Annotated in this window: 11 protein-coding genes; 7 read left to right on the forward strand and 4 right to left on the reverse strand. The window is 69.2% G+C overall.

Features of this window, described 5'->3' with window-relative positions; genetic code table 11:
* Window positions 1-60: 60 nt before the first annotated feature.
* Window positions 61-1,368 carry a serine/threonine-protein kinase gene (locus MRBLMX7_RS08935; RefSeq protein ID WP_363367711.1) on the forward strand — a complete coding sequence of 436 codons (1,308 nt, stop codon included), beginning with the start codon at window positions 61-63 and terminating at the stop codon, window positions 1,366-1,368.
* Window positions 1,369-1,377: 9 nt separating this feature from the next.
* On the opposite strand, the gene MRBLMX7_RS08940 is transcribed toward MRBLMX7_RS08935, so the two are convergent.
* Together MRBLMX7_RS08940 and MRBLMX7_RS08945 are read right to left on the reverse strand one after the other, a co-directional pair.
* On the reverse strand, window positions 1,378-2,553 hold the full coding sequence (locus MRBLMX7_RS08940; RefSeq protein ID WP_363367713.1) for an MFS transporter: 1,176 nt from the start codon (window positions 2,551-2,553) through the stop codon (window positions 1,378-1,380).
* A 91-nt stretch (window positions 2,554-2,644) separates the two neighbouring features.
* The gene (locus tag MRBLMX7_RS08945) at window positions 2,645-3,100 is read right to left on the reverse strand and encodes a VOC family protein (protein ID WP_363367715.1); all 456 of its coding nucleotides are present in this window, start codon (window positions 3,098-3,100) and stop codon (window positions 2,645-2,647) included.
* 99 nt (window positions 3,101-3,199) lie between these two features.
* Between MRBLMX7_RS08945 and MRBLMX7_RS08950 the strand changes: the two genes are divergently transcribed.
* The 4 genes from MRBLMX7_RS08950 (at window position 3,200) to MRBLMX7_RS08965 (ending at window position 7,896) form a co-directional block, all read left to right on the forward strand.
* A complete protein-coding gene (locus MRBLMX7_RS08950) occupies window positions 3,200-4,147 on the forward strand; it encodes a helix-turn-helix transcriptional regulator (protein ID WP_363367717.1) in 948 nt (315 codons plus the stop codon).
* Window positions 4,148-4,187: 40 nt separating this feature from the next.
* Complete coding sequence (gene purL / locus MRBLMX7_RS08955; RefSeq protein ID WP_363367719.1) at window positions 4,188-6,518, forward strand: phosphoribosylformylglycinamidine synthase subunit PurL; 2,331 nt, start codon at window positions 4,188-4,190, stop codon at window positions 6,516-6,518.
* Window positions 6,515-6,661: a hypothetical protein gene (locus MRBLMX7_RS08960; protein ID WP_363367721.1), complete on the forward strand. Its 147-nt coding sequence runs from the start codon at window positions 6,515-6,517 to the stop codon at window positions 6,659-6,661. Before purL ends, MRBLMX7_RS08960 begins: the two co-directional genes overlap by 4 nt.
* Window positions 6,662-7,152: 491 nt before the next feature.
* Window positions 7,153-7,896 (forward strand): hypothetical protein, encoded by a 744-nt coding sequence (locus MRBLMX7_RS08965; RefSeq protein WP_152926178.1) that lies wholly within the window; start codon window positions 7,153-7,155, stop codon window positions 7,894-7,896.
* Window positions 7,897-7,923: 27 nt separating this feature from the next.
* On the opposite strand, the gene MRBLMX7_RS08970 is transcribed toward MRBLMX7_RS08965, so the two are convergent.
* Window positions 7,924-8,496 carry a TetR/AcrR family transcriptional regulator gene (locus MRBLMX7_RS08970; protein WP_363367723.1) on the reverse strand — a complete coding sequence of 191 codons (573 nt, stop codon included), beginning with the start codon at window positions 8,494-8,496 and terminating at the stop codon, window positions 7,924-7,926.
* Between the two features lie 69 nt (window positions 8,497-8,565).
* Here MRBLMX7_RS08970 and MRBLMX7_RS08975 point away from each other — a divergent pair, with 69 nt between their 5' ends.
* Both MRBLMX7_RS08975 and MRBLMX7_RS08980 read left to right on the forward strand, forming a co-directional pair.
* Window positions 8,566-11,061 (forward strand): MMPL family transporter, encoded by a 2,496-nt coding sequence (locus MRBLMX7_RS08975; protein ID WP_363367725.1) that lies wholly within the window; start codon window positions 8,566-8,568, stop codon window positions 11,059-11,061.
* Between the two features lie 177 nt (window positions 11,062-11,238).
* Window positions 11,239-11,562: a cupin domain-containing protein gene (locus MRBLMX7_RS08980; protein WP_050723006.1), complete on the forward strand. Its 324-nt coding sequence runs from the start codon at window positions 11,239-11,241 to the stop codon at window positions 11,560-11,562.
* 101 nt (window positions 11,563-11,663) lie between these two features.
* On the opposite strand, the gene MRBLMX7_RS08985 is transcribed toward MRBLMX7_RS08980, so the two are convergent.
* Complete coding sequence (locus tag MRBLMX7_RS08985) at window positions 11,664-17,312, reverse strand: SdrD B-like domain-containing protein (protein ID WP_363367728.1); 5,649 nt, start codon at window positions 17,310-17,312, stop codon at window positions 11,664-11,666.
* Between the last annotated feature and the right edge of the window lie 79 nt (window positions 17,313-17,391).

The raw sequence follows: 17,391 nt of genomic DNA on the forward strand, positions 1-17,391 counted from the left end.
ATCCCGGCCGCGTACGGTCGGGACCATGTTCGACCAGAACGCCTCCGCAGGGAGCACCCGATGAGCCTCGAGGTGCTCTCCGAGACCGAGGCGCTGCTCGACGGCCGCTACGTGATGAGTGATCGGCTCGGGCGCGGCGGCATGGCGACGGTCTACCGCGCCGAGGACACGCACCTCGAGCGCACTGTCGCGATCAAGATGCTGCACGACGGCGAGGGCTCCACGGCCTTCGCCAACCGTGCCCACAATGAGAAGGCGCTGCTCGCCGCCGTCAACCACCCCTCGATCGTGACGCTGTACGACGCGCAGCTGCTGCCCGATCGTCCGCGCTACCTCGTCATGGAGTACGTCGACGGACCGACGCTCGCTCGGCGTCTGCGCACCGGACCGATGCGCCCCCGCCAGGTCGCCCGCCTCGCCCGCGACCTCGCCGAGGGGCTCACGGTCGTGCACGGGCTGGGCATCGTGCACCGCGACGTCAAGCCGTCGAACGTGCTGATGGGACGCGACCCGGGCGGCGGTCCGCGCATGGCGAAGCTCGCCGATTTCGGCGTCGCCTGTCAGGTCGGCAGCCCCCGCATGACCTCGCCGGGCATCGTGCTCGGCACCTTCGCCTACATGGCCCCCGAGACGCTGAGGGACGCCGAGCCCGACACCCCGGTCGACGTCTTCTCGCTCGGCCTGGTGCTGCTCGAAGCGCTCACGGGAGAGCCGACCTACCCGGCCTCGGCCACCGGTCGCGGTGCCGCGGCCGCCCGCATCCTGAACCCGCCGACGATCCCCGACGACCTCGACGACGCCTGGCGCGACCTGCTGGGAGCCATGACCCGGCTCGACCCCGCCGAGCGGCCCGCTGCCCACGAGGTCTCCCGCGCCGCCGGTCGCCTCATGAAAGCGGATGCCGCGACGCAGCCGATCGCGGGTACGGCGCACCCCACGGCGACCGTGAGCGTTCCGTCGGAGGAGTCGAACGCTGCACCCGCCGAGAACACCTCGACGCGCCGGACCGATCATGCGTCGGGCCGGAAGCGGCGGCGCGCCGTCACCGGGATCGTCGCCGCATCCGCACTGGTCGCCACCGGCGCGCTTGTGCTCGGCCTGTCGAACGCCACGCCGCCGTCATCCGTCGGACCACGTGAGGCCGCCGCCGACTTCGATCGCGCGACCGTCGCACCCGCCGAGACCGTGGTGGAAGCCGTCGTCACCGAGCAGACACCGCAGGCGCCGGTCGACCAGACCGAGCCCGGGAACAACGGGAACGGAAACTCCGGGGCCAACGGCAACAGCGGGAACTCCGGCAACAGCGGGAACGGCAACAACGGCAACAACGGCGACTCGGGGAGCGACACCCGCGGGAGCACTCCCTGAGACCCGTCGTCACGCCTCGTCCGGCCGCCGCAGAGACCGGGTGACCATCGCGGCGACGATCGCGATCGCTGCGATCCCGATCCCCGCGATGACCGCGCTCCGCACCTCGCCGAGCTGGATCGCGACCCCGCCCGCGAGAGAACCCGCGGCAATGCCGGCGTTCACCGCGGAGGCAGGGAGCGACGCCGCGAGCGGAGCGCCCGGCCCGGACAGCTCCACCACCCGGTGCTGGATCGACGGCGCGGTCGCCATGCCCAGCATCCCGATCCCGAGCACCGCGAGAGCCGCGCCCCAGGGCTCCCCACCGAGCAGCAGCATCGCCACCAGCGACACCAGAACGCCGACGGCGCCCACCACGAGCATCCGTCCGGCGTCGGCGTCGGCGAACCGCCCGCCGATCGACGAGCCCACCGTCGTCGCGATCCCGTAGACCACGAGGTAGAGGGTCACGACGGGACCGCGGAGTCCGGTCACCTCCGCCAGGAACGGCACGAGATAGGTGATCGCGGCAAGCATCGCCGCGAAGGTCAGGAAGCTCACGCTCAGCACCGCGAGGACCCGCGGAGCGAACGCGTCCCGCGCCTGTCCGAGCGCCCGCGCGCCGATGGGGGTCGGAACGCTCGGCGCCGCGAACAGCAGCGACACGAGCACGACGCCCGTCGCGAGGACGACGGCGACGAACGCTCCTCTCCATCCCGTCGACTGCCCCAGCAGGGTCCCGAGAGGCAGGCCGATCGCGCTCGCGGTGGCGAACCCCGAGATCACCACGGCCATCGCCCGGCCCGACCGATCGGGCGTCACGATCGCGGTCGCCACCACCATCGCCGCCGCGATGAACAGGCCCTGCATCGCCCCGGCGACGACCCGCACGACGAGGAACAGTCCGTAGTCGGCGAACACAGCGGGCAGCGCGTTCGCGACGAGGAAGACGGATGCCGTGGCGAGCACGACCGTGCGACGATCGAACCTCGTCGTGAGGAACGTCAGGAGCGGCCCTCCCAGGGCGAGCCCGAGCGCATTCGCTGTGACGAGGGCGCCGGCGGCAGCGAGCGAGACCTCGAGATCGACGGCGATCAGATCGATCATGCCGACCACGAGCATCTCGGCGCAGCCCATGACGAAGGCCCCGGCGAACAGCATCCCGAGGATCACGATGGGGCGAGCGCGGGTCTGTGTGACGCTCATTCGATCTCCTCGGGATGCTGACGTACTGCAACTATAGGGTTGCAGTATGTCAGCAGAAATGCAACCCCAGGATTGCAATCCGAGCCGGAGGTCAGACGGAGCGCACGTCCATGACCCAGGTCACTCCGAAGCGGTCCGTGAGCATCCCGAAGCCCGCCGACCAGGCCGACGCCGCCAGCGGCTCGACGACCTCGGCACCCTCGGCGAGGGCGTCCCAGTAGCGCGTAAGCTCGTCGAGCGACCCGGCGCGCAGCGACTGGAAGAACGTCCGGTCGGTCACGGTCGTGTCGTTCTCGCGCCTGGTCGTGCCGGCGGTCGCCGCGGCATCCGCATCCGCTCCGGGGATGTCGTAGGCCATGAGCCGGAAGCCCTCGGCGTTCTCGACCTGACCGAACACGATCCGGTCGGCACCGGGCACGTCCGCCGGCATGCCGACGTCTCCGTAGGTCGCGAACGTCGCCGTGGCATCGAACACCGACGCGTAGAACTCCAGCGCCTGGCGGGCGGTGCCGCGGAAGTTGAGGTGGGTGGTGGTGACGATGGACATGGGATCTCCTCGATCGGTGGTTTCGGCGGGATGCCGATGACTCCACGATCACAGGAGTAGCGGTCAGTTTCGGTCCTCTACTCGCGCGACAATGGGGTCATGACCGGAAGCTCCTCGCGCATGCTCGCTCTGCTGTCTCTGCTGCAGATGCGACGCGACTGGCCGGGAGCCGTGCTCGCCGAGCGCCTGGAGGTCACTGCACGCACCGTGCGCCGCGACGTCGACCGGCTGCGCGAGCTCGGGTACCGCATCACGGCGATCAAGGGTCCGGACGGCGGCTATCGATTGGATGCCGGATCCGAGCTCCCTCCGCTGCTGTTCGACGACGCGCAGGCCGTGGCGATCGCCGTCGCACTGCAGAGCGTCCCCGCGAGCGGCATCGACATCGACGAGGGCGCCGCACGTGCTCTCGCCACCGTGCGGCAGGTCATGCCCTCGCGTCTGCGACATCGCGTCGACGGCATCCGCTTCGCCGGCGTCGCGAACCCGACCCGTGTGGACCCCGGTGTGCTCGAGACGGTGAGCGCGGCCGTGCGCGACCGCGTCGTGCTGCGCTTCGACTACGGCGACGCCGACCGGCCGGCCCGCCGCGCCGAACCGCACGCGGTGGTCGCACGGGAGGGGCGCTGGTACCTGCTCGCGTGGGACCTCGACGCCGACGACTGGCGCACCTTCCGCCTCGACCGGCTGACCCCGCGCATCCCGCACGGCCCCGCGTTCGCGCCGCGCCCGCTGCCCGCCGCCGACGCGCAGACCTACCTCGCGGCGCGCGCGAAGGGATCGGATGCCGACGACCGGTGGCCCTGTGTCGGCGAGGTCCTGCTCGGCCTCCCCGCCCGCGAGGTCGCCCCGTGGGTGGGCGCCGACGGCACGGTCGAGCCTCTCGACGACGGCTCGTGCCGCGTGACGATCGGCTCCTGGTCGTGGGTCGGCGTGCTCGCGGCGGTCACGCGGTTCGACGTGGACTTCACGGTCGTCGGCCCCGAGCCGCTCCGCGAGGCCGCCCGCGCTCTCGCCGGGCGCTTCGCCGCGGCATCCCCCCGGTAGACTGGACGACGCCCCGCCGGCCCCTTCCCTAGGAGTGCGCGTGACCACCGCCCCTGCACCTGCCCACAAGCACGTCCCCGACTCCGTCGAGAACGCGATCGCGACTCCGGAGAAGGAGCAGCCCTACGCGGCGCTGGGCCTCAAGGCCGACGAGTACGCCCGCATCAAGGAGATCCTCGGCCGCCGCCCCACCTCGGGCGAGCTGGCGATGTACTCGGTGATGTGGTCGGAGCACTGCTCCTACAAGTCCTCCAAGAACTACCTGCGCCGCTTCGGCCAGAAGGTCTCCGACGAGATGAAGGAACGCCTCATGGTGGGCATGGGCCAGAACGCGGGCGTCATCGACGTCGGCGAGGGCTGGGCCGTCACCTTCAAGGCCGAGTCGCACAATCACCCGTCGTTCATCGAGCCCTTCCAGGGTGCGGCGACCGGCGTCGGCGGCATCGTCCGCGACATCATCTCGATGGGTGCCCGTCCCGTCGCGGTCATGGACGCCCTCCGCTTCGGCGCGATCGACCACCCCGACACTGCCCGCGTCGTTCACGGCGTGACGAGCGGCATCAGCTTCTACGGCAACTGCCTGGGCCTGCCGAACATCGGCGGCGAGACGGTCTTCGACTCCGTCTACCAGGCCAATCCGCTGGTCAACGCGCTCGCGGTGGGCGTGCTCCGCCACGAGGACCTCAAGCTCGCGAACGCCACCGGCGTCGGCAACAAGGTCGTGCTGTTCGGGGCCCGCACGGGAGGCGACGGCATCGGCGGCGCCAGCATCCTGGCATCCGACACCTTCGCCGACGGCGGCCCCACCAAGCGCCCCGCGGTGCAGGTGGGCGACCCGTTCGCCGAGAAGGTGCTCATCGAGTGCTGCCTCGAGCTGTATCGCGGTGAGCTCGTCGAGGCCATCCAAGACCTCGGCGCCGCCGGCATCTCCTGCGCGACCTCCGAGCTCGCGGCCAACGGCAACAGCGGCATGAAGGTCTCGCTCGACAACGTGCTGCTGCGCGACCCCTCGCTCACGGCCGAGGAGATCCTCATGTCGGAGTCGCAGGAGCGCATGATGGCGATCGTCGCGCCCGAGAAGCTCGACGCGTTCCTCGAGGTCGTCGGCAAGTGGGAGGTCGAGACCTCCGTGCTCGGCGAGGTCACCGGCGACGGACGCCTCATCATCGACTGGCAGGGCGAGCGCATCGTCGACGTCGACCCCTCGACCGTGGCGGTCGACGGCCCGGTCTACGACCGCCCCGTCGCCTACCCGACGTGGATCGACGCACTGCAGGCGGATGCCGCCGAGAACCTCCCCCGGGCGAACGACGCGGAGGTGCTGCGCGAGCAGTTCCTGAACCTCGTCGCCTCGCCGAATCTCGCCGACACCCGCTGGATCACCAACCAGTACGACTACTACGTGCTCGGCAACACGGCGCTCGCGTTCCCCGACGACGCCGGCATGATCCGCGTGGACGAGGAGTCGGGCCTCGGCTTCGCGATCTCGACCGACGCCAACGGCCGCTACTGCCAGCTCGATCCGTACGCCGGCGCGCAGCTCGCACTCGCCGAGGCGTACCGCAACGTCGCCGTCACCGGCGCCGTGCCGACCGCGATCACCGACTGCCTGAACTTCGGCTCCCCTGAGAACCCCGAGGTCATGTGGCAGTTCGGCCAGACCGTCGACGGCCTCGCGGACGGATGCTACGAGCTCGGCACCCCGGTGACCGGCGGCAACGTCTCGTTCTACAACCAGACCGGCGACGTGCCGATCCACCCGACGCCGCTCGTCGGCGTGCTCGGCATCATCGACGACGTCTCGCGGCGCATCCCCTCGGGATGGCAGGACGAGGGTCAGAACATCTACCTACTCGGCACGACGCAGACCGAGCTCTCGGGCTCGGCCTGGGCCGAGACCGTGCACCAGCACCTCGGCGGACTCCCCCCGAAGGTCGACCTCGCCGGCGAGAAGCGCCTCGCGGGCCTGCTGTCGGCCGCTCGTGACGAATGGCTCGTCTCGTCGGCGCACGACGTGTCGGAGGGCGGCCTCGCGCAGGCGCTCGCCGAGGGCGTCTCGCGCTTCGGCGTCGGCGCGCGCGTCTGGCTGAACGAGATCATCGAGCGCGACGGTGTGGATGCCGCATCCGCGCTCTTCTCCGAGTCGACGGGTCGCGTGATCGTGACCGTGCCCCGCGAGGACGACGTGAAGTTCCGTGGTCTGTGCGAGGGCCGGAACTATCCCGTCGCGCGCATCGGCGTGACCGACAGCGAGCCGCAGCTCGAGGTGCAGGACGTCTTCACGATCCCGGTCGCTGAGATCCGTGAGCGCTCGCAGGCCACGCTGCCCGCGGCGTTCGGTCCCACGGTCGCGGAGCCGGTCGGCGCATGAGCGAGCTCAGCCGGCCGGATGACGACTACGGCGACCTCGGCGAGCGTCGGAACCGCCGCATCCGCATCATCGCCTGGGTGGTGATCGTCGCGCTCATCCTGGGCGGCGGCGGCGCGACCCTGGTGACGCTGATCCTCGGCTGACCCTCTCGTCTCACCCGATTCGCCGCACCGGTCGAATGAGGCAAAATGCTGATCTGACCGGGCATTCACTCTCCTTTATGCGACCTGTAAACGGTCGGATGTTACTTTCTGTGCGCTGACGATCTGCGGTCGGGGGACCGCCGTCAGTGCTCTCCGCCCCGAGGGATGCGCGCGCGAGAGCCGGGGAGAGCGGCTCTCGGGTGGTTCGCTCTCCCCGTTCGCCTCGCCGACCCCGGCCGGACCGCGCCCATCCCGCACTGTTCACAGCTAGCTTTTTTCACGTGAACACCCCTTCACTAGCGTGCCGATCACGGCGCTATTCGTGCCGATCACGGCGTTGCACGTGCCGATCACGGCGCTGCACGCGCCGATCACGGCCGATGAAGGGGAATCAACCGATGGAGTTCGCACGGACGTTCCGTACCGCGGTGCAACGCCGAGGACTGTCCTTGCACACACTGCGAGGGCGGCTGCGCGATCGAGGCTACGACGTGAGCGTCGCCACTCTCTCGATGTGGCAGACCGGCGTCCGCCACCCGGGGCGATCGGTGTCCTTCGAGGTCATCCGCGAGCTCGAATCCCTCATCGGCCTGCAGGAAGGTGAGCTGCAGACGACACTGGGGCCTCCGCGCCGAGTCCGGCGCGGCGTCCAGCTCAGCTACGCCAGTCTCGTGCGCCTGCCGCCCTCGCCGTTCACGACCGAGATGGAGACCGGGCTGACGCCGCGCTCCTCCTCCGTCGGCGCCTTCGTCGACGCGGACGCACGGGTCACCCGCACACTGCACCGGACGCTCTGGCAGGCCTGCGAGGACGGGGCCCGTGAAGCCACGGTGTTCTTCGTCGCCGATCACGAGGCCGAGGCGCCCGAGGTGCGCGGGACGCTCGGGTGCTCGCTGTCCGACGTCCGGATCGATCGCGATCTCGCCCTCCTCCGCGCCACTCTGAGCCTGGACGCCCCGCTCGCCCAGGGGAGCGTCGCGCTGACTGAACGCGAATCCGTCCGCCCCGCGGACTACCCGCACGAGTACGACCTCACCCTCGTGGCGCTTCGCCGCCAGGCGGAGCTGACCGTGTTCGCGGTCTTCGACCCCGACCTCGTACCTCGCATGTGCCGGGTGACCGTCGAGTCCGCCGAGGGAGAGCGTTCGCATCGAGTGCCGCTGAACGGCACCGCCATCACGCACACGGAGTTCGACTTCGGCCCCGGCACGATCACCCTCGACTGGGAGTTCTGAGCGCGGATCCGGAGAGCCTGTCGGCGGTCAGGGCCGTAGGAGGAAACGGATGAGGGCCACGACCGAGCCGGCGTCGTGCTCCTCGCGACCGAGCGACTCGACGATGATCGCACCGAGGATCGCGCGCCCCACCTGCTCGACAGGCGCGTCGGCCGATAGCTGTCCGTCACGGATGCCGCCGCGCAGCCGCTCCGACAGGTACTTCTCGACGCCGAGGCTCTCGCCGAGGTGCGCCCCCACTCCGGCATCCTCGGTCGCGGCGGCGACCAGCGAGCGCAGCAGTGCCCCGCCTTCGGGGGCGTCGAGGATCGACAGCACGCTGCGGAGCCACGTCTCGACGTCGGCGACGAGGTCTCCCGTGTCGGGCACGACGAAGTCGACGGGAATCAACCGCCCTTCGGCCAGGCACTCTCCGATGAGCGCGCCGCGCGAGGGCCACCACCGGTAGATCGTCTGCTTGCCGACGCCGGCCTGCTTCGCGATCCCCTCGATCGTGAGCCGGTCGTATCCCTTGTTGTGGAAGAGCTGCGCGGTCGCGTCGAGGATCGCCTCGCGCGCCGCCGTGCTGCGCACGGGTCCGCTCCGATGCTCGTTCACCACGTGTTCAGGATAACCACAGAACTCTAGACGAGACGCACCGTATGCTCTTTACGACTGAAGGAGATCGCGTTGGCATCACTGCTGTTCCGTCTGGGTTCGTTCGCCGCACGTCGCGCCTGGGCGGTGGTCGTCTCCTGGGTCGTGATCCTCGGCATCGGGGTCGGCGCTTTCCTCGGCCTCGGCGGCACCCTCAGCAACAGCTTCGACATCCCGGGCACCGCCTCCGGAGCCGTCACCGACCAGCTCGCCGACAAGCTCCCCGACACCGCGGGCGGCACCGGAACCGTCGTCTACCGCACCACCGACGGGGCGGAGTTCACCGAGGAGCAGAAGCAGGAGATCTCCGACCTCGCCGCAAGCGCAGAGGATCTCGACGGCGTCGCCCGGGTGATCGACCCGTTCGCGACGCAGGCGCAGCAGGCCGAGCAGGCCGCGCAGCTCGCAGACGGTCAGAAGCAGATCACCGATGGACGGGCGCAGCTGGATGCGGGGCAGGCGCAGCTCGACGATGGACGGACGCAGCTGCAGGCCGGCCTCGACCAGCTCACCGCCGCGCGGGCGCAGGCTGAAGCGGCGGGCGCCCCGTCGGCGCAGATGGCCGCCCTCGACGCCCAGCTCGCCGGTCTGAACGCGCAGCTCGCCCAGGTCGAGGCCCAGCAGAAGACCCTCGACGAGTCCCGCACGGAACTCGAGACCAACGAGGAGCAGGTCGAGCTGGGCTCGACGCTGCTCGACCTCGCGAACGGCATCGGCGTGGTCTCCGACGACGGCTCCACCGCGATCGTGAACGTCTCCTTCGATGACCCCCGCCTCGAGCTGTCGGAGGAGGTCAAGCAGGCGACGATCGCGCACTTCGCCGACTCCCCGATCGACGGCGTCGACGTGGACTTCGGCACCGACATCGCCCAGGGGGTGCCGGAGATCTTCGGTATCGGCGAAGCGGTCGGCCTGGCGTTCGCGGCGGTCGTGCTGATCGTGATGCTCGGCTCGCTTCTCGCGGCATCCTTCCCGATCATCACGGCGATCGTGGGCGTGAGCGTGGGCGTCACGGCATCCCTCGCGTTCTCCGGCGTCGTCGACATGGCGTCGGTCACCCCGGTGCTCGGCGTGATGCTCGGCCTCGCCGTCGGCATCGACTACTCGCTCTTCATCGTGAACCGGCACCGCAAGCAGCTGCTCGCGGGATCGCCCGTTCAGGAATCCATCGGGCTCGCCACCGGCACGTCCGGAACCGCCGTGGTGTTCGCCGGGTCGACGGTGATCGTGGCGCTGCTCGCGCTCAACGTCACGGGCGTGCCCTTCCTCGGCCTCATGGGAACCGTCGGCGCGGTCTGCGTCGCGGTCGCCGTGCTCGTCGCGATCACGCTCACCCCCGCCCTGCTGGGACTCGCCGGCATGCGCCTGCTGAGCCGCCGAGCGCGCGCGACGGTGGGGCAGCCGCACGCCGCGGGCAAGCCGGTGAAGCCCATGTCCACGCTGCGCGCCGTCGTCACCGTGCTCGTGAGCGTGATCGCGCTGCTCGTGGTCGCGATCCCCTCGATGTCGATGCGGCTCGGCCTGCCCGACGGCTCGAGCGAACCCTCCGACTCGACGAGCTATCGCGCGTTCCAGACCGTCGACGAGCAGTTCGGCGAAGGGGCGAACGGCCCTCTCCTGGTCACCGCCACGCTCGACGACGCCGTGAGCGACCACGACCTCCTGGCTACCCAGGTGGAGATCGCGCAGCGGCTCGCCGACCAGGACGACGTCGATGCGGTCGCGCCGATCGCGGCCTCCGACGACGGCACCCTGCTCGCCTTCCAGGTCCTTCCCGCCGAGGGGCCGAACAGCTCCTCGACCGAGCGACTCGTGCAGGACATCCGCTCGCTGCCGTCGACCGACGGCGTCACGCTCGGCGTCGCGGGTCAGGCGGCGATCAACATCGACATCTCCGAAGCACTGGCTGGGGTCCTGCCGCTGTACCTCGTCGTCGTGGTGGGGCTGTCGCTGCTCATCATGATCGTCGTGTTCCGCTCGCTGCTCGTGCCGATCATCGCAACCGGTGGATTCGTGCTCTCGCTGTTCGCGACGTACGGGCTCATCGTGGCGGTGTTCCAGTTCGGGTGGGGTGCGGAGCTCATCGGCCTGCACAGCACGGGTCCGATCCTCAGCTTCCTGCCGGTCATCCTCGTCGGGATCCTGTTCGGGCTCGCGATGGACTATCAGCTGTTCCTCGCCTCCGGTATGCGCGAGGCCTACGTGCACGGGGCGAGTGCGCGGGATGCGGTGGCCCAAGGCTTCCGCGCCGGGCGTTCGGTCGTGGTCGCTGCAGCGCTCATCATGGTGTCGGTGTTCGGCGGCTTCATCTTCTCGGAGTCGACGATCGTCCGCTCGCTCGGCTTCGGCCTCGCTTTCGGCGTGCTGCTCGACGCGTTCGTCGTGCGGATGCTGCTGATGCCGGCGCTCATGCACCTCCTGGGCCGTTCGGCCTGGTGGCTGCCGCGCTGGCTCGACCGCATCCTGCCGAACGTCGACATGGAGGGCGCGGCGCTCGAGCGCGACCACCCGGCGGTGCACGCGGACTGACCCCGCCTCCCCGGCGGAAGGACCGCGTCGCGCGGAACAAACCGTGTCACCCGTTGTACAGGAGATCTCTCGATTCGAAGGATGCCGTTCACCGGACGCTCCTGCGAATCGAGAGATCTCCTGCGCTGCGTGCGGGAGGGCCGCGGCCACGGTAGCCTCGGCGAGCAAGGAGGCGCCATGACCATCCAGCCCACCCCCATCGGACCCGACGAGAACATCGAGGGATACCTGATCGGCTCTCCCGTGAGCCTGATCCGAGAGTTCACGGCGGTCGCCGGGTCGGGTCCGCGTCTGCATCGGCATCCCTACGCGGAGACCTTTCTGATCCACTCGGGCCGCGCGCTGTTCACGGTCGGCGACGAACAGGTCGTGGGCTCGGGCGGACAGGTGCTCGTGGTGCCGGGCCTCGTGTCGCATCGCTTCGAGGTGCTCGACGGCGGAACCTACAACGCGACGCACATCCATGCGAACGACCGCTTCGTGACGGAGTGGCTCGAGTAATCGTCGCCATTGGCCGTTGGCATGTGACCGCCACGGTCACGGATGCAGGTCGAGGAGGGCCTCCGCGCTCGTGGGGGCCCTCCTCTTTTCCTGTGTCGGCGTCAGCCTCGACGGCGTCGGAGCGTCAGCAGAGTCGCTCCCCCGCCGACCAGCACGAGGCTGAGGACGATCAGGATCCAGGGGATCACCGCGCCGGTGGGCGGCAGCGGCTTCTCGATCTCGACGAGACCGGCATCGATGGTCGGATTCAGGAACGACGCGAGGATCGTCCCGTCCACCGCGACCACGGTGCGCATATCGCGAGCGCCGATGCCGAGGGTGAACACCGGGGTGCGTCCGAGCGTGTTCGCATTCGAATCGGATGCTCCCCCCGAACCCTGGCCCGTGAACCGGTAACCCGCGGGAACCCCGGAGAACTCCACGTAGTAGTCACCCGCGGGAAGCCCGTCGAACAGGTAGTGGCCGTTGCCGTCGGTCTTCACCGGCGGGACGGGCTGTCCGCACCAGTCGAGCGCCGGCGTCCCATCGGCAGCGAACAACGTCACCGTCATCCCCGGCACGGGCTTCTCGCCCGCATCCTGGACCCCGTCGCGATCCTTGTCGAACCAGACATAGTCACCGACCGCGAACAACGGCGCCACGATACCGAGATCGATCGTGGGATTGATCTGCAACGCCTGCGTGGTCCCGTCCCCCGCCTCGACCGGCCGCATGTTCGTGCCCCCACCCGTCAACGAGAACACCGGTGTGAGACCCGTCACGTCAGGGTTGGAGTCCTCCGCGGTCGATGTCCCCGGCGCGGACTGCATCGTGGGCACATACCCCTCCGGCCACCCCGAGAACCGGATCCGGTAATCACCCGGGAACAGGTTGTCGAATACATAGTGCCCCGCCGCGTCGGTCGTCGTCGCCGGGACCGGGTTGCCGTCGGCGTCGAGCACCGGGTCGCCGTTCGCGTCGAGCAACTCGACCGTCACCCCGGCCACCGGGACCTCACCCGGATCCTGACGACCATCCCGATTCGCGTCGATCCACACGAAATCACCCACCGCGAGCACCGGCACGATACCCGCATCGATCGTCCGATCGATCCGCTGCGCGACCGTCACACCATCACCCGGCACCACATCCGTGGTGTTCTCACCCGCCGGGCCGAGCACGAACGGGGGCGACATGCCGTCGGGTTCGAGGTCGGAGTCGGTCGTGACGTCGCCCTCGTGATGACGAGTGTGTCGATACTGCGCGGGCAGGTCGCTGAAGCCGACCCGATATATCCCGGGAGGGAGGTTGTCGAACACGTAGTGTCCGTTGTCATCCGTGCGCACGGGAGCGACGGGATCTCCGTTGAGATCGACGACCGGGTTCCCATCCTCGTCGAGCAGCGTCACGAGGACTCCGGGCACGGGAGGCTCGCCGGGATCCTGCTGTCCATCCCCATCGTTGTCGAGCCAGACGAAGTCGCCGACGGCGAAAGCCTGGGTGAACGCGAAGTCGACAGTCAGGAGGTCAGCAGCATCGCCGTTGGGACCGTGTCCGCCTGCGCCGTCCGCTCCCGCATCGACGTCGCCGAGCGGAGCGGTGACGTGCGACAGCGTGACGACGTTGGACACTATTCCGGTTGCCGCGGGGTTCGGAGCATTCACCCCCTTGTCGGCGTTGTTCTCCTGCGCATTCGTCGAGGTCGGTGTCGACGAGAACCAACCGTCGAGGGGTTCGCCGGGTGCGAAATTCGACCCCGCGACGCGCACTGTGTAGTCGCCGGCGGCGAGTCCGTCGAAGCGGTAGAAGCCGTTCGCATCGGTGGTCGTGGTGATCGGTTCGCCGTCGGCGTCGAGCACCGGCTCACCGGCATCGTCGAGCAGCTCGACGACGGCGCCGACCACCGGGGCCTCGCCCGCGTCATAGCGGCCGTTGTTGGCCTCTCCGTCGCCGGTGCCACTGTCGAACCACAGTCGGTTGCCCAGCGACAGCCCGGGCACGAACCCGAAGTCCGCCGTCAGGTTGTCGAACTGGTCACCGAACGGGCCGTTCGCGCCGGGACCGTTCGCGCTGGGGTCGACCTCGCCGGTCACACCGGGAGCCAGAGCGATCAGACCGGACCGGATGCCCGTGATCGCAGGGAACGGCGCATCCACACCCTTGTCGACATTGTTCGACGCCCCGTCGAACGTCGGAGAAGACCCCGTGCTCGACAGGAAGTCGCGCAGCGGGCCGTCGGCCGCGAAGTTCCGGGCGGGGATGCTCACCACGTAGTCGCCCGGGGTGAGGCCGTCGAAGCGGTAGAAGCCGTTCGCGTCGGTGGTCGTGGTGATCGGGTCGCCGTCGGCGTCGAGCACGGGTGCGCCGTTCGCGTCGAGGAGCTCGACCACCGCCCCCACGACGGGCTGCTCACCCGCATCGAACGCGCCGTTGTCGTAATCCGGGCCGGTGCCGGTGTCGAACCACAGCCGGTTGCCGAGCGACAGCGTCGGCGGTGCGATCGGCACCTCGACCCCGTCGTCGTTGTTCGACGGGCTCGCCGGATCCGGGGTCGGATCCCCGTTCTCGAACCGGTCCGGGGTCGAACCCACCGGGATCGTCTCCGGGGTGCGCTGGTCCGGCGAGGGCTCCACGACCGCGACGTTCCGCAACCGGCCCGCATCGATCGCGCTCACCCGTGCCGTCACCGTGATCGGCTCCGCCGCCTCCCCGCCACCCAGTGCCGGGCCGTTCCAGGTCAGCGTGATCTCCTGCCCCGCAACCACCGCAGCGGACCAGTCCTCACCCTCCGCCTCGACGAACTCCAGACCCGCCGGGAGCCGGTCGGTGACCGTGAACCCGGTGACCGCATCACCGGGGCCGTTGTTCGTCGGTGTCAAGGAGAACGTCACCTCGTCGCCGAGCTGATAGGGCCCCGCCCCTGAGGTGAGCTGCTTGACCAGGGTCAGGTCATACGGCTGGATGAACCCGAAATCGACCGTGAGGTTGTCGGCAGCATCCCCGCCGGGGCTGTTCGCGCCCGCACCGGTCGCACCGGCATCCACCTCGCCCGTGACCGCGTTCAACGCCAACGTGACCGTCCCCGACGTGATCCCCGTCGTCGCAGGATCCGCCGAATCCACGCCCTTGTCGGTGTTGTTGCTCGCCGCACCGAACGCCGCCGACGCACCCGTCGACGACAACCACCCGTCGAGGACCTCGCCCGCGGCGAAGTTCTCCGCCGCGACCCGCACCCGGTAGTCGCCCGGCAGCAGACCATCGAACCGATAGAAACCGTTCGCGTCCGTCCGCGTCGTCACCGGATCACCATCCGCGTCCAGCACCGGCAGCCCGGCCCCGTCCAACAACTCCACCACCGCGCCCACGATCGGATCCTCACCAGGATCGAACCGGCCATTGTTCGTCGCCGCACCCGCCCCGGTGTCGAACCAGAGCCTGTTGCCCAAAGACAGCTCAGGCGCGAACCCGAAATCGAAGGTGTGGTCCGCGGCGCCCGGACCCGGGGTCCGCACGGTCGCGGTGATCAGAGTCGGCCCCTCGACCACCCCGTTCGAATCCACCGCAGGATCAGACCCCGCCGTCGTTCGCGTCGGGATGAGGTTGTCCAGCGGCCCGCCCGGACCATAATCGTTCGCGTTGTCGAGACGGATCTCGTACTCCGTGTCCGGCAGCAACCCCAGACCATAGATCGCCGACCCCGACGACGTCCCCGCAGACGACGAGAACAGGTAATTGCCCTGCGCGTCCGTCACCGCGGTCGCCACGACAATCCCATTCGCATCGAACAGACGCACCGTCACCCCGGCAAGCGGCCGCTCACCCGCATCCTGGACACCGTCACCATCCGCATCGAACCACACCCGATTACCGATCTCCACAGGCGCCACCGCCACCAACGCCGACAAATCACCCAAACCACCGGCCTTCCCGAAGTTGCCACGTCCCTGTTCGTCGGGGCCGCCTCCAAGCAGTGCGCTGCGGATCGTGCGGCCGTTGAGATTGTTGAAGAGGCGAACGCCATCGCTGCCGAACGTGGTCGGATCGATCACTGTTCCCAAGATGTTTGGATACCCCGGAAGCTGAAGCGCAGACCCGAGACCCGTGTTGCCGTGGTACCCACGGTTGTCGCTGAGAGCGAAGACCGTCTCGTAGAACTTGCCTCCCCCCGGCCCGAAGTTGTTGTTGGGCTGAGTGGCGGTGAAGGCACCGCATCGACCGTCGCTCTCCAGAACGTAATCTCCGGCCGCGGATACACAGGCGCGCAACAGATCTCCGACGCCGATGTAGTTGTACACCGCGTTGTCGTTCGGGTTGAGGCTGCCCATCGCAACGCCGTTCTGGTCGGCTGTCCTGTCCTTGATGGAGAGCGCCAGGTTGCCTGCCTCGTCGAACGTGACGCTCGACGCGAGCGGTGTCGGCGTATCGCGTGCCGTCGGACTCGTCGGGCTCGACTGAAAAGTGGTCCGCCAAGCCCCGTAGGGCGACGTCGCGGTGGTCGGCGGTTCGTCCGAGTAGTGGACCGGGCGCGAGAAGTTCAGGGGCACATTCAGAACCGGGGCCCCGAACTGCCGCGTGCTCTGATCCATGGGGATGACGTAAGCACGCAGGTCCGATGTCGCCGGACCGACGCACGTCAGTGTGACGTAGAGCGCTCCGCGGAACGTCCCCAGGCCGTGCGGGTGCACGTTCTCGGGGGCACAGCCGCTCGCCGCGGAGAGGGGGATCGGGATGGCCTCAGGCGTGCCGGCCGTCGGCGCCGCTCCTGGGTTGATGCCGGGGATCAGGGGGACCGCATACAGCTGGCGATCGTTGAGGTTGACGGCGTAGAGCGTGCGCTGGTCGGAGGAGATCTCGAGGTCTCCGAGGCCGACCCTGCCCACCGCATCGAACGCGGCGGAGTCATGGAACCAGTCGTAGTTCTCAGGGTTGATCGATCCGCGAGGATCGATTCCGGCGTTGGGGATCTGCACGAACGGCGTCGCGTTCGGGGTGGCCGACGTCGCATCCGTCAGGTAGATCGCGCCCAGTCCGGCGGGGCCCACTTCCGTGCCTCGCCGGAAGAACGCGCCGCTCATCACGAAGGTCGTGCCGTAGTTCGCCGTTCCCCAGGTCGTACCGATCTGACGTTGCAGGGCGATCGTCGTGCGCCCGGAGCCCGGATTGCCGACCGTGGAGTAGGGAACCCGGAGCAATGCGGACAGCGAGCCGTAGTTCGGGGTCGGCCTGGTCGGAGGTTGCGGCGAGGTGTTCGCCGTGATGCGCGAGCGCTGATTCGGGACGACGACGAGCGGCTGCTGCTCGGTCATGACCATGCCGTCCTGCGTCATGCCGACGTTCACGTTCGTCGCGCCGAGGTTCACGAACTGCACGGTGCTGCCGTTGCCGGCGCCGATGCGCGCCGAGCGGAAGTTGTTCGGGAGGGCGAACTCCACCCGCACGGCCGCGGTCGCGGCATTCACCGCATTGACCGAGTACGAGCCGTTCGCGGCCGTCGTCGCCGTGCCCACCACGGCACCGGTCGAATCGGTGACCGTCACCGCGACACCGGCCAGACCCGTGTCGCCACCGAAGTCCCCAGCAGCAGGATCGCGCGTGCCGTCGTCGTCGAAATCCTGATACACGGCACCGGCGACCGTGCCGTTCACGGCATGAGCCGCCTCGGCTCCCCCGATCAGACCGGCGATCACGATGACGGCCACGATCGCGGCAGCGACCACCCTGCGGGTCACCGATTCCGCGCGCGTGCTCGCGCCACCCCAGACAACCCCCATGCTGCTCCCTCTACTGACGGGGAGAAGCTAGCAATCTCGTGTTCACACGAAATCGAGTCGACTGTGTACAGCCGGTCGG

The sequence above is a fragment of the Microbacterium sp. LMX7-1.2 genome (assembly GCF_040675935.1).
Classification (GTDB): domain Bacteria; phylum Actinomycetota; class Actinomycetes; order Actinomycetales; family Microbacteriaceae; genus Microbacterium.